This window comes from Sporosarcina limicola (assembly GCF_014873855.1).
GTDB classification, from domain to species: domain Bacteria; phylum Bacillota; class Bacilli; order Bacillales_A; family Planococcaceae; genus Sporosarcina; species Sporosarcina limicola.
Genome location: NZ_JADBEL010000009.1, coordinates 18,075 through 38,177 on the forward strand (window position 1 = coordinate 18,075; position 20,103 = coordinate 38,177).

Genomic DNA, 20,103 nt, shown 5'->3' on the forward strand with positions numbered 1-20,103 from the left:
CCGTTATCACTCCTTTAGTGCTTCGACAGCATCGTTACGAATGAGTTGCCAGATTTCATCAGCATACCGTTCAAATTTATCCCGATATTGCTCTTCACCTCTACCCATTTTCGGTAAATCAATATCGATAATACTTTTGATTTGGCCGGGATGTCTGGACAAAACAATGACCCGATCTGCCAAATACACAGCTTCTTGAATGTTGTGCGTAACGTAAAGTGTACTAAGTTGCGTGCGGTTCCAAATTGTTAACAGCTCTTCTTGCATCAATGTTCTTGTTTGGGCATCTAAAGCAGAAAATGGCTCATCCATCAGCAATAAATCTGGCTCGACTGCAAGTGCCCTGCCGATACCGACTCGTTGTTTCATGCCTCCAGACAATTGTTTTGGGTAAGCATCTTTGAATTCAGTTAAACCAACCATATCGATATAAAAATCAGCCTTCTCTTTTAGCTCCTGTTTGCTTACCTTTTTCTCCTCTAAACCGTAAATCACATTTTGGTACACAGTGCGCCAAGGGAACAGGGCAATCTCCTGAAAAACAATTGCCAAATTCGGCTCCTTATCCATCATGCCTTCAAAATATACAGACCCACTTGAAGGTGACAATAGTCCACCAACAATATTCAATAATGTTGATTTACCGCAGCCACTAGGCCCTACTAGAACGACAAATTCTTTTTCATCAATTGAGAAGTTAATATCTTCAAGTGCCGTTACTTGTTCTTTTTTCGCAGACGTGAATGTTTTACCTACATTTTCAATAACAATCTTCATCTACTTCACTTCCCTAATTGTTTCAATGCTTCGTCAAGTAATTCTTCATTAACAATCTCCGCTGAGTCAATTGAGCCATCAATTAGCTTGTGCTTAGTATACCAGTCGATTTGCGTTTGGATGTCTGACGCAAGTAATTTCCCATCACGATCCATGTAAGGAAGTCCTTTTTTAATAAGTTCCTCTTCTTGGTCTGTGTATTTTGCAATGATTTTTACAACTTCTTCATAGTTCTCGCCTGGAACAATTTCACCATCTACTTTGTTGAGTACAGCGTCATAATAGTAGCGAGTCGCTTTTGCATAAGCTTTCAAGAACTTTGTCGCTGCGTCAGTATTAGCTGCAAAATCTTTCGAGAAAAAGATTCCCGACGTTTGGTATTCGATCTCTTCCCCTACATGAGAAATCACTTTTCCATAGCCTTCACTTACAACTCTAGAAACATTTGGTTCATTTAATAAAATAGCATCAACTTGCTTGCTCTCTAATGTTTCCATAAGACCTGGAATACTATTTAGCGGAACTAGCTCTACATCATCAGTCGTTAAGCCATGGACTTCCAAAAGTCTACCAACCATATAATGATAAGTTGACCCGGTTTGTGTAATACCAATCTTTTTCCCCTTTAAGTCTTTGATCGTTGCTACAGTGGAGTCGTTAGGTACTAATAAAGCTGAAGAAGAATAACCTTCCTGTTCTCTTCCTTTATCCGCAACAATGACTAACTTTTCTCCGCTGGCAACCATATTGTATAAGCTCGCAGTAATACCAGTAGCACCCACCTGGACGTCTCCACCTGCAGTTGCAACTGAAATCGGTTGCGCCGCTTCAAACCATTTTGCTTTAGCATCTAGGCCTTCATCTTCAAAGAACCCCTTTTCAAGTGCGATAAATAAAGGTGCAGAACTCGTCAATTTCAACAGTCCAATTTCTACTGCTGTTTTTTCAGCAGACTTATCGTCTATATCTTTCCCGCAACCAGCTAGTCCAAATGCTAGTAAAAGGACGGAAATAAGTGTAATGATCATTCTCTTTTTCATATCATGTTCCCCCTAAGGTGTATGTAGTGAGCGTGTCAAGTGGTTATGAAGAAAAAAGGTATGTACACATCTTTTCAAACCCTGAACCCTCACCCATTTAGAATACTAACGTTCGTTTTGGATACGATTGCCACTACTAATGCGGCTGGAGCTAGACAAAATGGGTACAGAAAAAGCCCCTACCATCCCTTGGAAAGGGACGAAGGAGCTCTCCGCGTTACCACCCTAAATTGATGAACCGGTTTTAGACCGGTCATCCACTTCATTAGAAATTGAGAAAATCGGATGGCGTACTTCATACATATTGTTGCCTGAATTCACATCTACCATTCAGTCTCTGGTTGCTGCTCACAATATGATTACTGGACCATCTCTCAAATATATTAAATTTTTTTAGTGTTTTTATTAACTTTTGCGCAAAAGTAATTGATATGAATACTACTGATGTTCGAAATGGAAGTCAAGACTTTTATTTTAATGTGACAGTCACTCAAACATTCTCACTGAGGCGCTAGCTAACATAAATGCAATTCTACAGTAGTATTTAAAAAGCTTACCGATTATTTTCACCTGAAATTTCATCATCTTATTTTACATAAACAATCTGATATTTGGTGAAGTAATGCAACATCTTTTCAAACATGTTCCTTAATTCCGATGAAACACATAGCTCCCGAATTGAATTGAATTATTGTTCCCCTTGGAAAGAAAACACACGGTGACTGCGCACCATACTCCCGTCGTCAAATTATTAATCAATAACACCAAAAACTAACTTCTCTGCTTTAATTCAACAACAACACCTGAACGTTTTTTTCTATATTTCGCTAAAGTTCCTTGTTCTAATCCCACTAGATCTTCTAACATATTTTCACGGATTGGAAACTGATATATATTCGACAATTCCTCTAAAATGCTATAGCCATCAAAAACATCGTGTTCTAACAATGTTTTAATCGACTTAGGTAGTAAAACAGGACTTGTTGGCTCCGATTTATCATCTAAAGGCTCTGCCTTTCTCCATCCATATCTCCCCATAGTTCTCTGTAACTTTGTATAATCATCACTATCAATTATCATTAAGTTGTAAGCACGTCTAACCATAGCTCCCACTGAAACATGCCATTTTTTTTTCAAGAAAAGATAGTGATCCAAATTCGTCGGCATCATACTAACATCCCTTGTAAATGCTTCTTTCGGCAATAAAAAGGCACTCGCAAAGTCATTTGCCTGATTTTCAATCTCTCGCTCTTCCTCTTTTGATAAAGTCGAGACATCCAAATATGCCTCATGAATTAAAATATGTGCTAATTCATGAGCTGCATCAAACTGCCGACGATACCTACTCCCCTTATCATTACCTAATACAATAAAATACGTATCTTTTCCGTTAATTTCCCTTGTCTGCGTATAAGCATCTATAACTTCCAAATTCATTTTTGATGTTGACACAATAAAACCATTAACCTCAAGTAATTCAACCATATTTTTTATTGGTTTCTCACCTAATCCCCAATATTCTCTGGCTTCCTGAGCTAGTTCTTCCATAGTCATCCCATCAACGTCTAACTCCGGTATTTTTTGCATTGGAAGCTCGATATACTCCTCAACCAGTCTGTATAATATTGACAAAAAATCAACGCGAATCTTTTGGGCCTCAATATCTTTTTTAGTGGCTTTTGATAATGCTCTAAAATAGGTATTTCCTACTTTGTCATAAACAAAATCTTCCTCAAAATAAAACCTTCTTGGAAACCCCAACACTTCTTCAATTCGAAACATCATTTCACCAGTAGGTTGACTTAGATTCTTCTCGTATTTAGACACCATTTGTTTAGAAACACGGAGTTGTTCTGCCAATTCCAACAAAGTGAATTTATTAAACCTTCTGGCTAACTTCAATCGTTCGCCATTAAATATAGATGTAATCATTATATTATTTCCTCTCTGCAGGAAATCGTGTTTTATTCCTGTTGTTTCTTACGCTTATGCTTTAACGGTGTCTTCACGTCATGTTGCTGTGCTTCTTGTTCACGTCGTCCCAAATCATTTTCATCCATCGAAGAAACTTTAATAAGCGAACTCCAATCCTCGCTGTATAAAACATCAAAGTTCTCATTCAATATATTTGCTTCAATTCCAATAAGTTCATAACGAACAAAATCAAGAGTCAATACACAGAACTGTTCAATTTCACAAGTTACTTCTCCAAGCATTTCCTCATAAATCTGTTTAGCTTTTTTATTATCAATTTCTAGATCCAACATTAATTGAATTTCTCTTTTTTGATCCTCACTCAGCTTATCCTCAAAGTTTTCATTAACTACGGCAGAAATTGCCGATACATAATGCATAATTTTCGTTTTTTTCTTTTGTTTAATCTCCAAGTTTTGCTTAGATAATAAACAATATAACGTTTTATCCAAGGGTGCGATCATAAAGGGTAATTTCCAGCTCTGTCTTTTAGTAATGAATAATAGCAATTCCTCGATTTCACTTTCACTAAAACTCTGATAGAGATATCCCCATTTACGAATTCCATGCCCATTATCAAAAGGTTCCGTTTCTTCTTTTTTTGCTTTTGCAATTTCTATTCCATCTTGAATACTCCGAATAATACTAATTTTACTTTCAGTATCCTGGCTTAACTTAAATCCCAAATCACACACCCCAATTCCATTTGTTATATACAATATTGCATAAAATCAATTATTAGTCAACCAATTTGTCGTATGTATAGAATAAGAACAATCTTTTTGACAATAAAAATATACCTACTTCACCTAAGTGAGTGAGTATATTGAGTTCCAATAATTTATTGAAAGGTCTTAAAGTAAAGTATAAAAAAATATTATCTAAGAAAGACACATCTCACTATTGAATAATCCTACTTACCTCTGTAAGTCCTATTCTCCCTTGTCCACCCATTACCATCAAAATTTCCAAAGTAGTCATATTCGGAAGCTTATCGTTAAAATGCTTCGTAAACAAATAATCTCTAAACCGAAATAATTCTACTAACGGCGCCTGACATTGACACAATTCACGCCCTTCGAATGGCGGCAGTGCCTACGCACCACACACTCGATGTCACATTCACTTCAACTTCTCCTGCAATATCTCTTTCAACAACTCAATCGCATGTTCATCAGCTGGATCATTTGTACCCAGTTCACCCTTGAAGGCTTTTGATAGAATTGACTGTTTTAGATCATCTAAATGATTCGTGGTTTTCACCAAAAATTCTGCAGCCTGGTTTTCTTTTCCCAATAAATCATCTATTTTCTCTACGATAACCCTTTGCTCCGGAATTGGGGCTAAATTAATCGGTAAGCTATTAGCATTACTTTTATTTAGATAGGATATCGTTGTAGAAGTAGCAATTGAATTCATATAATTCGTTAAGATCCTAATATGATACATAAGATATTCGGGTAGAATAACTTCACTCTCTAAAAATGCATGTAACTGTTGATTTATAACTATTGGCTTTCCTACAACCGCCGAAATGCCAAATCTCCCTATACAACTCATTATCACACTATTGGCTGGGATTATTTTAGCGTTAACCTCCTGAATTTCTTCCCCGGTAAGCCCTTCTCCTGTTAAACTACTAACAATCAAATCGGTTTTCACATCAGGTATTTTTACCCATGGTATATCACCGGTAAACGATTTAGGTTTATCTCGTCCTGGTACAATACATTCACATAATAAACCGACAGGGGCTACCACCCAGTTACTAGGTAATTCCTCATCGATTTTTACATCTCTTTCAATAGAATAGTTAAATAAACTTGATTTCCAGTTTTTTTTCTTCTTGAGATTATCTTCTTCATCATCTCTTCTCTCTTTAACACTTTGTAATTCTTTCAATACTGACTTATTTTTTTGAGACTTTCGCCAGTTTTCTGTCAACTCTCCCCGAAAAGCCTTATCCAAAATAGCCGCTTGACGAAGTTCAAACGTTTCCTTCGCAGCTTCAATCAATTGCTTTGCCTCGTCTATTTTTGATAAAAGACGCTCTACTCTATCAATAATTCGTTTTTGCTCTTCGACTGGCGGCAAAGAAAAAGGTAGTTTTTTCAACTTTTCTACTTGAATCCCCTTAACAGTAGTACCTGTAGACATTGATTCAATTAGAGGCTTGTTATTGGAGAAGTATAACCAAAGGAAATAGGGTAGAATTTCAACTTTTGGTCTTACAATTTTCAAGTCCTGATTTATGGAGGTTCTGATATTTGTTATTGTACATTTACCTGGAGATATTCTTGTGATTAACAACAAATCATTGGGTTCTGCAATGGAAGCTGAACTATTATTGAATCCCTCTTCTGTAATAAAATCTATTGTTTGATTTAAAAATCTTAATTTTATATCTTTGACAGTCGCCCAAGGAATATTACCACGCCAATAGCCTGGAACGCTTTTTGATGGTGTTCCTCCACCAATAAATTTTAAAACACTATCGCTAGTTACCCAAATCCAATTTCCAGGCACTTCATAAGGCCACTCTTCCTCTGGCACCAATGCCTCTTCAAGTAATTCCTCCAACGTCTGCTGTTTTTTCTTACTCATTTTCTTCTACCTCAACAGCACGTAATTCTTCAACAACTTCACTCAATAAATCCATTGCTTGTTGCAGTTTAGCAATCGCATCTTCTGCGGATTCAATCGGGTCTGGTAAGTTGTCATACGCTACCAATGAATCATCTGCGATTAAGCCAATGTCCAGGCTATCATCTTTTTCTGCGATTGCTTCACGTGTGAAGACACTCAGTCGTTCATCTTCAATGACAGAGCGATTTTCAGCGCTATAAGCCGTGACAAAATCATCAAAGTGCTTTTCGGTTAACGGTGTACGCACGCCAAACTTCGGCATGTTGGTACGTAAATCATAGACCCACACATCTTTTGTATTGTTTTCATCTTTTGTCCCACGCGTGAAGAACAGTACGTTTGTTTTTACGCCTGGTGCGTAGAAAATACCCGTTGGTAGACGTAGAATTGTATGCAAGTTGCATTTATTCATTAAGTCACGACGAATTTGTGCACCAATGCCACTTTCAAATAGCACGTTATCCGGTAGAATCACTGCGGCACGTGCACTGCCATCGTCTTTTAATGATTTATAAATGAGTTGTAAGAAGTTCAACTGTTTATTGGACGTTTCGTACGTTAAGTCATCACGCGTTGCACGTTCGCCGCCTTTTTTTGTACCGAATGGCGGATTAGTTAAGACTACGTCATAGTTTTTCATCCATTTTCCGTTCGCTGAAAGTGTATCGCCTTGATCAATACGTCCTTCAATATCATGTAACAATGCATTCATTAGTGCTAAACGATGTGTATCTTTAACAAGCTCCATCCCCGTAAACGCTTCTTTCTTTTGGAAATCGGCTTGCAGTGGATCAAGGTCAAAATAATCATCGGTTTTATTTTTCAAATAGTGGTCTGCGGCAATCATGAAACCGAATGTCCCAGCAGCCGGGTCATTACAACGTTCACCAACTTTTGGATCAACTAACTTCACCATTACGTCGATTAAGACACGCGGTGTAAAGTATTGCCCTGCACCTGATTTTTTCTCGCTCGCATTTTTCTCTAGAAGTCCCTCATATAGATTGCCTAGCCCTTCTTCTTTGGCATTGTACCAATCTAATGCATCAATCGATTTAATAAGCTTTTCTAGATTCTTCGGCTCATCAATGCTTGTTGCTGCATCACTATAAATAAGACGTAGTCTTTCATTCTTTGCTCTTCCTAATTCAAGCAACAAGCCTTGATAGAACATTTTCAACTCAATGCCTTCTTTAACAACTAAATCATCCCAGCGTAAACCTTCTGGAATAACGGTTTCTGTCTCTTGTTCCTTCATCATCTTTAGGAAAAGTATGTATGTTAATTCCGTTACATATTGTTGGTAGGTAATGCCATCATCCCGTAATACATTTGCTAAGCCCCATAGTTTTGAAACGATTTCTTGGTTGTTCATTTTTTTCCTCCTTGGTATATAAGAACGGGCTAAAGATGCCCACTATTACTCATTTTTCAGTAAATAATGAAAAATGCACTTCTACTTCATAATTTCTTCCATACGAATCATTTGATCCATGATATGGTCTAAAAAATATAATTTCTCTTTTGTTTGTTCATTCTTCGTTTCAGCAATCATAAAAGCATTGGATTTGCAGTCTTCTCAAGCTCTTGCACTGTCCCTACAAGCTCTTCCATTGTGATTGCTAGTTCATCTGCAATACGCTGCATTTCAACTACATTTATCGCTTTTTTTCCTTGAATGATTTTACTCATCACTTCGGCCGACACACCGACTTTTCTCGCAAAATCTATTTTCGAAGTGTTATTCTGTTCTAAGGATTGCTGAACACGTTCACCAATTTCCTCGTATAATGAACTCATCTCACGTCAGCCTTTCATCTTCATTTATTCCCTTATTTCCTCTGGAATAACTTCACTATTAATAATATCTCTTAAACTTAAAATCACATTTTCATATTGCACTTCTTTTTCATTAAAAAATAATTTCATTGTTACTTCAAGATAATCATCTTTAAATACATCCATATCTACTATCTTTTCTACCGCATCTTTTAATTTATATCCAGCTTCTGAAGATAAATGATTCTTTAGCTCTCTTCTTTCCAAAGAAACTTCTTGAAATAATCCCCTTAGACTATTCTTGTTCAAAGCATCGCATGTCCATATTTGGTTAATATCATACAAATGCCTAGAATTCCGATCTAACATTTGGCGTTCATAGTAATCACAAACCGCAAATATTTTATCGACAAATGTTCTTTCTAAGGACTGCGTATTTATTTAAAACGAAGCAATCTCGTATGCATCAATCAAATCGGGTCGCTCAATATCCGTTAAGTACTCCGTGATGTAACTTGTAAATTCCTTCTCTTCATAGGGAAATGGTTCTAAAAACAAATATGTTTCAATTAGTAAGTGATCCCTGAGTATAAAATCCTCAACAGACTCAGAAATAGTGTATTCAATTTCATATTCGTTAAAGTTTTTTCGGGAGGATATGGCAGCCTCATTAATCAAATCAAACTGCAATTCTTCAACAATATCTACTATTATTTTTTTCAGTTGTTTCTTTTGTGCATTGGTTAGTTTATTATTTTCATTGCTATATCCCAGGTCAATATCTTCTGAAAATCGATTAATCACTTTAAAACATTTCGAAAGCGATGTTCCACCTTTGAAAATAATATAAGGGAATCTTGCTTGGATTCCCTTTAAAAACAATGAGATATAATAATCTTTTTCCACGAATTGATCGGGTATTTGAAAATGCGCCGCGGTATTTTGTATGAGCGTTGTAAAAGTTTCTCTATCATTGTGTAATATCATCGTATAACTCACCTTCAATCAAATTAAGGGCCACTTTTTTCGGATAAATATTCAAGTACTGATTTAATTCTTGTTTCTGGATTTTCGAATCAGCCATATATGCCGCAATTACACTCTTGGCTTCTATCAATGATTTTTCCGATACCTTCTCAAAAGAATTTAACAAATCGAGAACTTGAAGCGTTTTATAATTCGAATTACTGATTTTCACTTTCGGCTTCTTTAACGTCACTACTACTTTCTTTAAATCCACGTCATGTTTTACACTACTCGTATTTGACGATACCACTTCAATATTCACTGGATTTTGTGTAGTTAAGCGAATACTGTTTGCAAAAGATAATCCTGTAAGATAACCAATGCGTTCGTTCTCCTTGACGATATACCTTTTACTAATAATCTTATTTATGCTAAGTGAATTTGATTTAATAACTACGTTCGGTTTTGAGATGAAATAAATACCCGTTTGAAATCTATTGATTTGCTCATGTTTAACTAATCTAGCCATGTTTTGCCTAATTGTATTAGGCTTCATAAAACTCAAGCTTTTTGTCAGTTCATCTAAAAAGATTGGCTCGTCATATCCATAACTTTCAACAAGGTAATTATACAAGTTCATACTAACACCTCCTTTCCTCATTGTAACATAATTATATTCAGTATATCCATTTGTGTGACACATAATTCAGCTATCCTTACTTTTTTTTAGCACTTACTGAGGCAATAGAAAAAAGAGCCCTATAATGGACTCTTTCACCGCTAGCTAATATACAAATGATCATTAATCGCATAAACAATCGTATCAATATCATCGCCAAATTCACGTTTCAACATCGTGTACCCACCACTACTAACAAACGGTTCTTCCGAAAACGCATTTTCTGGTTTCGGCGCTAATACAGGCACTTGCAATAATTGCTTTTCAATACGCTCTAACCATTTCTTTTGTCTTGGCGTCCAATCACTGAGTGAATACACTTTTCGCATGGCATTTTTCACACGTGTTTCATGGTCAATTAGCGCCTCTCCCAATGCGGCCTGACGGATAAAGCTAATAATATCTGCAGCAATATCTTCATTCTTTATATGCTTCCAAGCCGTTTGTAGATGGGATTGTTTATACCCCTTCGTTTCTAAAATCGTCACGAGCTCACGCAAGCCCTGACGTGTTAAATCCTTCGGACGATTGCAAATAACATGTAAGGCAGGGATTAAGTTAATATTTTCTTTAATGAAGCTGACAAAGCCATCCAAATAATCCTCTGGACGTTTGTTCCCTTCGCCATATCCACGCTCTACCTTCAATGCTCTGTCTTCTTTATTGGAGATATATTGTTTTTCACGGGCTGTGCGATAATCCGCTACGTACTCAAATAGAATACTATTCGATTGGGCTTGCTGCGGTGTGTAGTGTTGAATATCTTGTACCCACCCATCCACCGTTTGTCCACTCGCTAACTCTTCAAATTTACGTTTACCTTCATCATCTAACTTTTGCTTGCGGCGCTGAATTTTTGCAACAAGCTGATCTCGATAAAATTCTGCCTCTTCCTCCGTGTCTGCTTGTGTAAATGATTCGTGCAATTCACCAATTGAATACTTTTGCTGTTTGACGACTGGTTTCATTTCTGTATAGCTTTGCAACTTATCGTAAATACCAACAGCATCGTAAATACGGAAATGAGACTTGCCGATATCAGGGCATAGACGTGTAGCACGGCCTAGCATTTGATCGTATAAAATACGTGATTGGACACGACGTAAAAATACGATATTGGTAATCGCCGGTACATCAATCCCTGTCGTTAGTAGATCAACTGTGACAACAATATTGGGCAGACGCTCATTTTTAAAACGTTTAATCATTTCACCTGGCTTATAAATCGCCCCAGTAATTTTCACGATTGCATCATCTAATACATCGTCACCACGCTCTTGGAATGCTTCTTTCAACAAACGTACAACTAAATCTGCGTGCTGATTAGTAGCCGCAAAGATCAGTGTTTTCTCCTTACTTTCAGGATCAATATAATCTGCAAGCTTTGTTAAAATGGCTCGGTTATATGGTTCTGTGATGACACGCTTATTAAACTGCTCTACTTCAAAATGAACTGTATCTTCCAACCGTTCCAACACAACTTCCCCTTGCTCGGCATCATACACTTCAACTTCTTCATCTTTTTCAAATGTGATGCCTGCCTGCGAAAGCTCGGTTTTGAATAAATATGGCGGATCATGATCTACTAAATAACCCTCTAACACCGCTTCCGTGTATGAGTATTTATAGATTGGCAGTCCAAATATATCTGTCGTATGCAATGCGGGCGTAGCTGTCAGTCCTAAGACCGCAGCATCAAAATAATCAATCACCCGTCGATATTGACTAACATAATCATTTTGGTCCTGAAATAGTAACTGCTCTTCCGTCATTTCACGATCACTTGTATAACCTCGGTGCGCCTCATCAACAATGATAAAATCATATTGACCTACTGTTGGTAGCTTTTCGCCATTGTTATAGAAAAGTCGATGGACCATTCCTTGTACAGTTGCAATATGCACTTTCGTTTCAACATCTGGTGTCATATCTTCTAGTGACCTAACGTCATAAATATCTGCAAAAGAATAGCCATCGATTTTAGTATCCTTCAATGAATCTTCCGTTTGTTGCCCGAGCGAGTTGCGGTCTACTAAAAACAAAATGCGACGACATTTCTTAGCTGTTATCAAACGGTACATTAAAGAAATCGCTGTACGTGTTTTCCCTGTTCCTGTCGCCATAGCAATCAACATTTTCCGTTGCCCATCAATAAGTGCTTGTTCAGTCGCTAGGACTGCTTTTTGCTGATAAGGACGCAAGCCAAACTTTGTAATATCTTCTGCCACCAAACGCTCATTAGCTTCTGTATCAATAGTCCCTAGCAATAACTGCAAATCTTCCGGCGAATGCCAGCCTTCTAAAGGACGGGCAAATTTATTTGGATTTCTTGAATCCCAAAACCAAATTCCGGACTCCTCCTGTAGTTGCTTTAAAAACGGACGACCATTTGTCGCATATAAGAATGGCACTTGATAATCCCCAGTAGTCGGCGTAATGACTTCTTCATCTATTTGCACAACATTACGTGCATAGGATTTTGTTTGGCTTTCAAGTGCTGCTGGAATCGTACGATGCTGCGCTTTTGCTTCAATCATTCCGACTAGTTCCATGCCAATGAATAGTGCGTAATCGACCCATCGTCCATTTACAGACCACTCTGCAATTGCTTTATTTTTATTTTTCTCAGGCAATGAACGATTCTTTTTATAATTTAAGCAGGGTGTATCTGCTTCCCAGCCTGCTGCTCTTAGTTTCTCATCAATAATGGCACGCGTTTCAGCTTCCGTTAAACGGTGCTTTTGCATATGCAGCTTCGATTTCTTTTTCCGTTCAACCTTTGTTTCTTTAGAGATAACATTGTCAGCTAGTACATCTAATTGTTGAACCAGCTGCTGCTCTTTCTCTAGTATTTCATGTTCAAGCTCCTTAATCTTCTGCTCTAACTCATTTTGCAGTTCCGGCTCACTCTCACGATAAGGTGACGGTGTGAAACTCCAGTCAATATAGACTTCCATAAACCAAGTAGAAAGGCGATAGGCTAACTGTAATAATGTCATAGCTTCTTGCGTCGTGCCATAATCCGCTTCATGCGAAGCCCGATTCCCTTTACGACGCAGCATATCAAATATTTCAAGAAATTCTGGCTCAGCCAGTCCTTCCCGACGAATTGTATTAACTCGATCAACCTGTTTTGCACCGTAGGCCTCCCGAATATTATCAGAAGCCAAAATAGACTTGGCAATTGTTTCACCAAGTAAACGTAATTTAATAATCGATGTATGTGGATCCTGATAAACATTCCGCTCAGCACTCTCACCTAGCTTCGCAAGAACTTCCCATTGATCTCGAAAAAACGAAAAATTGCTAGTCATTCACACCACCACATTTCCCCATGATTGGTCATAATGTAATTGTACTATATATTGTTGGAGTTTTGGGAATTCAGTAAGTGTAATAAGTTTTTACCTATTTTGTACGAATACTATGTTTATCTTTCTGTTTTTACTTTTGATCACGCATAGCAACTACTCAGAGCTTTATCATTAATCTGAAACAATAGTTGGAAAAATTATATTTCCACCATATATCTTATAATCAGGATACAGATTTTCATTTTGTTCCTTCCACAAATTCTTTTTCACATCATTTGAATCAGAACATTTTTTTTTATATTCCTCATAGATCTTCTCTGTCATTAAAATAGGTGGAATTTGATGCTTTGAAAGAGTTTGGGCAGTTTTTGTCGAAGGAAATGCCGAAAAATTTTCTGAATAAAACCAATAGAACTCACCATTACCTTCCATTTGTTTCATATTATATTTCCCTATATATCCTTCCCCAAAAAACTCTTCAAAATTTAGATAATAGCTCTCCTTTTCAGAAGTCCTTTTATCAATTATAGAAAAATACCCCATTTTAACTTCTTCATTTATTTCAATTTCTTTATTTGCAAGATCCGTCAATTTACTTGCCACGTTTGCAGGTCTTCCCAGCCAGACAAGAGACTTGTAAGAGGTATTCTCCTGACCATTTTTTATTATTCCGCCTTTAGAAACTAACATCCTTCCATAATCAATGCCTATACCGCAAGTTATTTCATTATGTGTAAAATGTTTATTTAAAATATATTTGGCGACAGAGTTTAATAAAACAGCAGTATTAACAGCATTTTCAAAACAGTCTTCTTCATCAAACACCACCATTACCCGATCCCCAATTATATTTCTCACTCTTCCTTTATAAAATTGAGCAGCTTTAACCATCGAACGCATAAATGCTCCGTAAAGTTTAGTTAAGGTATTTGGTTTATGCTTTAAATTAAGATCTGTTGATTTTCGAATATCAATATATAACACACAAGTTTGTATCTTTTTTGCCTTCATCTCCTTCTTATCCAAATTGGGATACGTAATTGCAGTGTCACTAATTGTCGGGACCTGCTTTGTATCAGTTACCGTTACATTAAAATCATTGCTTAAAATTATTTTTACGTCGTTATCTAATTCTTCCTTTAGTTCTTTTAATCCCAATTCCCTCTACTCCTTCGTGATATAATAGGGTTTAAAAATGGGGCAATCAAATGGATACTGAAAAGCTATTAAAGCAATTGGATAAAAACGATCATTGGATTCAAAATGGAGATACCAAGATATCTATAATCTTAACATTCTTAGGTGTGTTTTGTGGATACATCTTAGCACAAGAGGGTATTGAAGAACTTTTGAACTTCAGAGAGGATATTATTTATTGGATATCAACAGTTTTTTTTTTACTTACAGTATTATTTATTACTCTCGCTATCTATTCTTCACTAAAGGGAATGAGAGCCACTATAAGCAATAGAAGGCGCGGGCTTTGGTTTTTTGGTGATGTAGCTAAGTATCATCATTCATCGCACTTCTCAAGGCAAAAACAGCAACAAACCAATGAACAATTCAATGAAGAATTATTAATTCAGATATTCAATACAGCTAAAATTGCTAATGATAAATTCGTATTCTACAATAGTTCTTTGAAATGGACAAAGTTCGCTGTATTCTCTTATTTATTATTTTATGTATTTAAAGTATTTATTTAAATACCACATTAAGCGGTGTTTTTTTCTTATAGAATAAGTCGAGAGGGTGAGGTAAATGAGTACAATTGGATGGGAAACCTTAAATGAAATTAAAGAGAAAATTGAAGGTATCTTTACAACAGAAATGGAAGTAAATGATTTCACAGGTGATACAGTTCCTTCTATTGATGATCTTCCCGATAAAAATAAAGGTCTTATAATTACAAATTGTTCTATACTATTTGTGGATATACGAAGTTCAACCCAACTCTCTGACAGGTCACAGGCAAAAAGCATGGCGAAAATATATCGGGCGTTTGCAAGAGCCATGAGTATTTGCATTTATTCAAGTGGTGGTAGTGTACGACAGATAGCTGGTGATCGAGTAATGGGGGTATTTGTTGATGATGCAGAACAAGGATCAGTTACTAAAGCATTGAATGCAGCACGTGCAATTATTACCGTGGTGGAACATGTGTTTAACCCATTATGTAAAACGAATATTAATAACAAAACTATTGAATGTGGAGTAGGTATTGATACAGGAAGGGTACTAACAACCTCAATTGGGATTAAGCACGAAGAGGATGATGCAAGAGATTTAGTATGGGCCGGGAAGACAGCTAATGTCGCAAGCAAACTGACCGATTTCGCATTAGTAAGAGAGATTTTTATTACTAATAGAGTTTTCGACAAAATACCTGCTACTTTGAAAACAGATATCTGGGAAAAGCGATTCCGTATCAAAGGAGATTCAATTTATGAAGGATACGGGACTATTGATTACTATTTGGATTGTATTGAAGAGAGAGAAACCACAGGGAAACAAACTGACGATATTCTTAACCCAAATAATGAACGCAAACAAAACGAACAAGTCGTTACAACCATTATAGAAGATGTCCGACAAAAAACTTTGAGTTTGCTAAAGCAATTTGAATCCGTTATACAAAGAGAGAATCGGGTAAGGGAACAGGAGCAGCAAGTAACCGATAAGATTGCTACTCTTGAAAAGAAAGAGCAGGAGTTATTAGAAAAGGAATCAAAAATTTCATCAGCAACCGAGTATGCTAGAAACAAAGCTATCTATGAGGTTAAAGTTTTATTTTTCAAGGAAAACATTGATTCTTTCACAATGGAAACAGCTCTTCAGCTTATGAATGAAGTAGAAACATTGGGGGGCAAAATGGGGCTAAGTACAGCACATTGTCATAATGACTTATATTATTGGAAGTTGGTTAGATTTTTTAATGACAAGGAACCCTTAATTGCATTCACATTGATTATTGAACAGCTAAAAAACCAACTTCCTTATCTAGTATTTCCTGATAAAAATAAAATTGTTACCGTTGTAAAGAAGCTTGGGAAAGAGAGAGATTACTTAGAGGCTGTTTTGTATTGCATCAAATATTATAATATCAATCAAGAAAAACGTCTCGAATTATGGGAGATTTTAAAATCACTTGGATTAGATAATGCAATCATTGGCAATCCTTTCATATTGCTTAAATAAGGACATGCGCAAGTGACATGCGTGCTAAACAGGTAGATGCCAGGCATTACTACCATTCCCAGAAGGATACTCGCGGGTTTCAGTGAACTATTATGTAATATACGCTGGCACCCGCGAGTGTGGGAAAACATATATACGCCTACTATTCACAAAAAATCATAAATAATCCCAAAATAAAAAACCCTTGATTGGGTTTTGGCACTGTTTGAAGTCCTATGATTTTCGTTATAAACGAGCAGATAAAAACCTCTAAACATACTCAACAGCACGTAAAATATGATAGACTAAGAACATCAGTTGCATAAAGCGTGTGGGCGGTTAGCACTCCCTTGACTTTAGCGGAAAGGCAGACTAAGAACGCCGCGTCCTGCGGCAACGTCTACATGACTCACTTCGTGTGAGCCCGTGTTTATATATGATGGTAACTTACGAGGCAATGAATATGCTATTTCAAGCTTTTATAGCATTCGCAGCAATGGCTACGGCTATTATTGCATTGATTGTCTTATTTACCAACAAAAAAAGTAACCGCCCATTACCTTTAGCCGAGGTTTTCAATGGGGGGTTACTTTTTTGGAGTAAACATCTTCACTTGTAATGACTTGGTTAACCGCCCTTAAAGCGGAATGTAACTGAGAGCAGCTGAACGTTTCGTAGACGTTCAGCTTTTCTTATTGTATGTTGATTTTACTACATTCATACAGAATGAACACATTTAGTGAAGAATACCAGGTTCTAAAACAAATAAGAATTGTTTTAGAACCTGGTACCCTACTTGATACGACTGCATTTATACCATATTTACATATGGAGACGGTGGGAGTCGAACCAACCGTCTCATGAAAGGCTATAATACCAGTATTTCCAGGGGTTTATAGCTGCTATTAAAAACGTTTGACTACGCTTTTGACTACGTTTGATAAAAATTATGTTGCGGGGGCAAGTTTTTTTCTTTAATCAACCTAGAGTTTGAACATCTCAAGTTATTTAAAAAAGTTTTATTATAAGGATACATTTCCAACTCCAACTCCAACTAAACCATACACTCCACATGTGGTGAATGCTGACGGTAGATAAAAATAAAACGAGATGTAGGAGTGTTCACCCGACATAAACATCTTATACAAGATCCATTAAGTATTTGAAATTTAATAAGGGGATTTAGGAAACCCTTCCCCCTTTACTTTATCGTGGCCCCAGAAACCTATCATCGTACACAATACTGACCTACAAGCATCACAAAAATTAGCCTCTAATAATCAGTTCATTGATATTGGTATAATCCTCTAAGTTAATATTCTGCTTGGTACAGAACTTTTGAATTCTATCACTACTGTTAGATATTATTTTGTTGTAAGTACCTATTCTTCTCATACCATTATATTTTGAATCAGGATTTCTTCTGCTTTTAACATTTTTTTTTAGATAACCAAACCAAGAATCAATCATGCCAAGCAATTCTAAATCCCATTGTACATAATCAAAATATTTCACCACATAGGAGTCATTCTTTATATTACCCCAAGCATAATAACTCCAATGATCGGAAGAATCATTCTTAAATAAGTCTCTACCAGCACCAATAATAAAAGATTTAAAAACATTATGTTCATTCAATAAGGCCTTTTGATACCCATCCACTTCAATATGTTCAATCAATATAAAATTATCGTAGTCAGATGTAATTGATTTGATATCAATACTTTGAGCTTGTAAACCTAATGAATTAATGAGTATCCTCCAAAAATATTCTTTATATGTATTTATGTAACTAATTTCACTACACAATAACAAATTAATATAATCCTTGATAAATCTCGAATCAAGATTCACTATTAAATTTAAAACTATAGGATAATATTTATAAAAATCGAGAAATATTTCTTTCTTTTCACAAATACTTGATATAAAAGCATCTTTAATAGCATCTTCATTGCAGTGTATAATCGCTTCCCAAAATTCATAATTTACATCATTTATCAAATTTTTCTTTCCAGCCATTAATTGATTTAAAAAATCAAGAAAAAACTGTTTTATTTCTTGCTTATATACTATCTCTATATCCATTAATAAACGAGATATGTCTTTCTTTTTATCAGATATATAGTAGTTATAGGAATCAATTAATTCACTCATCAAATATGCTTTGCCGCCAAGAACATAAAATTCACTTAAATTATCTCTCAAATAGTTCCAAAATTGCTCGACCGTGGCTGAGGTTATATGCTCATCTTTTGCATGAGCACAACTATTCCTAATGTCTTTCCAATAATTATATTTATTTATACTTTTTTCTCTGTTTATATACATGAAAATATCATTTAGTTTAACCCCTACTTTATTAATTTCGACAATTTCATTAATAAAATTTTCCCACTTGTCATCATCTCTCAATACCTTCAGAACGTTCCTATCCCATTCGTTTCTATTTTCGTAACATTCCGGGTATGCCGGTGATTTTTGAATTCGTTCTCTTAATGTTTGCTTGAAAGCAAGATATGACATAAGGTAAGCTGAACGATATGCACCTATTTTATAGCAAGCTACTGATTCTTCCATTAAACTTAGGGCATCTTCTCCCAAACTTTTTCGCGCCCAAACTTCTATTTCCAGTTTCATTTAATAGAACATCCTTTCTTTTGGAATTTGGCTTCTTAATGACTAAATCGATTTGATACATGCTCAACTCTTGTTCTATTGGTAACACGTCACCAGCACCCTTAAAGGAGCTTTCATTGATTATTCCTATCTTCGTTTTTTGAACCCTCATTATTGGACGAGCGGGCTCTTGATCTCCTGTGTTATAATTCTATTAATTCCCTTTATTAACTTGCAAATCATAATTTCAAAATATGAACTCAACTTTCCTATATAGAATATCGTCACAGGAGGAAACCCATTGAAAGATAATAGAATGTTGAATTGCTTGAATCCAGATCTCATGAAAAAGTCTCTTTCCACAATTTTAAACACAAATACAGATAACATTAATAAATTTATATTCAGTCAACGCTTCCGAGTTAGACAAGAAGATATTCGTTGGGATTACGATACCTTGGATTTGAATAGTATTCTCTCCTTCTTTAATGTGACAATTGAAGAGATTGCCTTCGATTCGATAACCGTAAGCCATATCTCCGCCATATTAGATAAGGAGAGTTTCTTTAAACACGGCATGTTAAGTCTGAAAGCTCTGTTTGCAACGGAAAATACATTCAAATCATTTTTGGCAGAGCACGGGGTGACACTTGAGGTCAAGAAGGAAAATAATTTATCGATTTATGTACGTGAGAAAAAAATGTCTACTGACTACCTTGATTACCGAGTAGAAAAAGACCAATGCATCAATGGTTTCATGTTTGGTGATGATCCAGAATACAATCGAAATATATCGAACATTAAGCGTTGTCCTGAAATTGTTAGTCATATAGGACGAGAGCTTTTACGAGATTCCAAGCTGGAGGATGAATGGATTAAGCGTTCAACGCCTTCTATCATTACCTTAAAAGTCAAAATCAATGAAATCGCCCCTACAACATTCCCTGGGGCGGTTGTGGATGATACAGGGGGGAGATCGCATTTGATACTGAAAGCATTTGAACGACTATTGTTTCTTAATACGAACTATCCATCTGAAAATCCAATGATTTACCTAAAAGAGACAGCAGACATAAATGCTGAATGCATTTTTGATATTAGAAAAATAAAGGAATAAGTTTGATAAAAGAGA

The 20,103-nt window shown here is 36.1% G+C and carries 14 protein-coding genes and 1 pseudogene; 3 read left to right on the top strand and 12 right to left on the bottom strand.

Annotated features, from left to right (window positions below; genetic code table 11):
* Positions 1-6: 6 nt before the first annotated feature.
* The 11 genes and pseudogenes from H4683_RS09390 to H4683_RS09445 form a co-directional block, all read right to left on the bottom strand.
* The gene (locus tag H4683_RS09390; RefSeq protein WP_192598597.1) at positions 7-777 is read right to left on the bottom strand and encodes an ABC transporter ATP-binding protein; all 771 of its coding nucleotides are present in this window, start codon (positions 775-777) and stop codon (positions 7-9) included.
* Between the two features lie 5 nt (positions 778-782).
* Positions 783-1,817 carry an ABC transporter substrate-binding protein gene (locus H4683_RS09395; protein WP_192598598.1) on the bottom strand — a complete coding sequence of 345 codons (1,035 nt, stop codon included), beginning with the start codon at positions 1,815-1,817 and terminating at the stop codon, positions 783-785.
* 771 nt (positions 1,818-2,588) lie between these two features.
* Entirely contained in the window at positions 2,589-3,749 is a 1,161-nt protein-coding gene (locus H4683_RS09400; RefSeq protein ID WP_192598599.1) for a helix-turn-helix domain-containing protein, read from the bottom strand.
* A gap of 32 nt (positions 3,750-3,781) precedes the next feature.
* Positions 3,782-4,477, bottom strand: a complete 696-nt coding sequence (locus H4683_RS09405; protein ID WP_192598600.1) for a DUF5986 family protein — start codon at positions 4,475-4,477, stop codon at positions 3,782-3,784.
* Between the two features lie 436 nt (positions 4,478-4,913).
* Positions 4,914-6,395, bottom strand: coding sequence for a restriction endonuclease subunit S (locus H4683_RS09410; RefSeq protein ID WP_192598601.1), 1,482 nt, complete (start codon positions 6,393-6,395; stop codon positions 4,914-4,916).
* A complete protein-coding gene (locus H4683_RS09415) occupies positions 6,388-7,812 on the bottom strand; it encodes a class I SAM-dependent DNA methyltransferase (protein WP_192598602.1) in 1,425 nt (474 codons plus the stop codon). Before H4683_RS09415 ends, H4683_RS09410 begins: the two co-directional genes overlap by 8 nt.
* 176 nt (positions 7,813-7,988) lie before the next feature.
* Positions 7,989-8,237 (bottom strand): helix-turn-helix domain-containing protein, encoded by a 249-nt coding sequence (locus H4683_RS09420; RefSeq protein ID WP_192598603.1) that lies wholly within the window; start codon positions 8,235-8,237, stop codon positions 7,989-7,991.
* Positions 8,238-8,261: 24 nt separating this feature from the next.
* Positions 8,262-9,203 (bottom strand): annotated as a pseudogene (locus H4683_RS21365) (nucleotidyl transferase AbiEii/AbiGii toxin family protein).
* On the bottom strand, positions 9,187-9,822 hold the full coding sequence (locus tag H4683_RS09435) for a DUF6088 family protein (protein WP_192598605.1): 636 nt from the start codon (positions 9,820-9,822) through the stop codon (positions 9,187-9,189). Before H4683_RS09435 ends, H4683_RS21365 begins: the two are co-directional and overlap by 17 nt.
* Positions 9,823-9,962: 140 nt before the next feature.
* Entirely contained in the window at positions 9,963-13,175 is a 3,213-nt protein-coding gene (hsdR, locus tag H4683_RS09440; RefSeq protein ID WP_192598606.1) for a type I restriction-modification system endonuclease, read from the bottom strand.
* A gap of 171 nt (positions 13,176-13,346) precedes the next feature.
* Complete coding sequence (locus H4683_RS09445) at positions 13,347-14,333, bottom strand: adenylate/guanylate cyclase domain-containing protein (RefSeq protein ID WP_192598607.1); 987 nt, start codon at positions 14,331-14,333, stop codon at positions 13,347-13,349.
* 50 nt (positions 14,334-14,383) lie between these two features.
* On the opposite strand from H4683_RS09445, the gene H4683_RS09450 reads away from it, so the two are divergent.
* Positions 14,384-14,881, top strand: coding sequence for a Pycsar system effector family protein (locus tag H4683_RS09450; protein WP_192598608.1), 498 nt, complete (start codon positions 14,384-14,386; stop codon positions 14,879-14,881).
* Between the two features lie 55 nt (positions 14,882-14,936).
* Complete coding sequence (locus tag H4683_RS09455; RefSeq protein ID WP_192598609.1) at positions 14,937-16,373, top strand: adenylate/guanylate cyclase domain-containing protein; 1,437 nt, start codon at positions 14,937-14,939, stop codon at positions 16,371-16,373.
* A gap of 1,245 nt (positions 16,374-17,618) precedes the next feature.
* On the opposite strand, the gene H4683_RS09460 is transcribed toward H4683_RS09455, so the two are convergent.
* Positions 17,619-18,992 (bottom strand): hypothetical protein, encoded by a 1,374-nt coding sequence (locus H4683_RS09460; protein WP_192598610.1) that lies wholly within the window; start codon positions 18,990-18,992, stop codon positions 17,619-17,621.
* A gap of 280 nt (positions 18,993-19,272) precedes the next feature.
* Here H4683_RS09460 and H4683_RS09465 point away from each other — a divergent pair, with 280 nt between their 5' ends.
* Complete coding sequence (locus H4683_RS09465) at positions 19,273-20,088, top strand: hypothetical protein (protein ID WP_192598611.1); 816 nt, start codon at positions 19,273-19,275, stop codon at positions 20,086-20,088.
* Positions 20,089-20,103: the final 15 nt, after the last annotated feature.

Coding starts and splice junctions, on each gene's coding strand:
- H4683_RS09415 (WP_192598602.1), bottom strand. CDS start 7,812: ATGAACAACCAAGAAATCGTTTCAAAACTATGGGGCTTAGCAAATGTA.
- H4683_RS09420 (WP_192598603.1), bottom strand. CDS start 8,237: ATGAGTTCATTATACGAGGAAATTGGTGAACGTGTTCAGCAATCCTTA.
- H4683_RS09455 (WP_192598609.1), top strand. CDS start 14,937: ATGAGTACAATTGGATGGGAAACCTTAAATGAAATTAAAGAGAAAATT.
- H4683_RS09395 (WP_192598598.1), bottom strand. CDS start 1,817: ATGAAAAAGAGAATGATCATTACACTTATTTCCGTCCTTTTACTAGCA.
- H4683_RS09400 (WP_192598599.1), bottom strand. CDS start 3,749: ATGATTACATCTATATTTAATGGCGAACGATTGAAGTTAGCCAGAAGG.
- hsdR (WP_192598606.1), bottom strand. CDS start 13,175: ATGACTAGCAATTTTTCGTTTTTTCGAGATCAATGGGAAGTTCTTGCG.
- H4683_RS09460 (WP_192598610.1), bottom strand. CDS start 18,992: ATGAAACTGGAAATAGAAGTTTGGGCGCGAAAAAGTTTGGGAGAAGAT.
- H4683_RS09390 (WP_192598597.1), bottom strand. CDS start 777: ATGAAGATTGTTATTGAAAATGTAGGTAAAACATTCACGTCTGCGAAA.
- H4683_RS09435 (WP_192598605.1), bottom strand. CDS start 9,822: ATGAACTTGTATAATTACCTTGTTGAAAGTTATGGATATGACGAGCCA.
- H4683_RS09410 (WP_192598601.1), bottom strand. CDS start 6,395: ATGAGTAAGAAAAAACAGCAGACGTTGGAGGAATTACTTGAAGAGGCA.
- H4683_RS09450 (WP_192598608.1), top strand. CDS start 14,384: ATGGATACTGAAAAGCTATTAAAGCAATTGGATAAAAACGATCATTGG.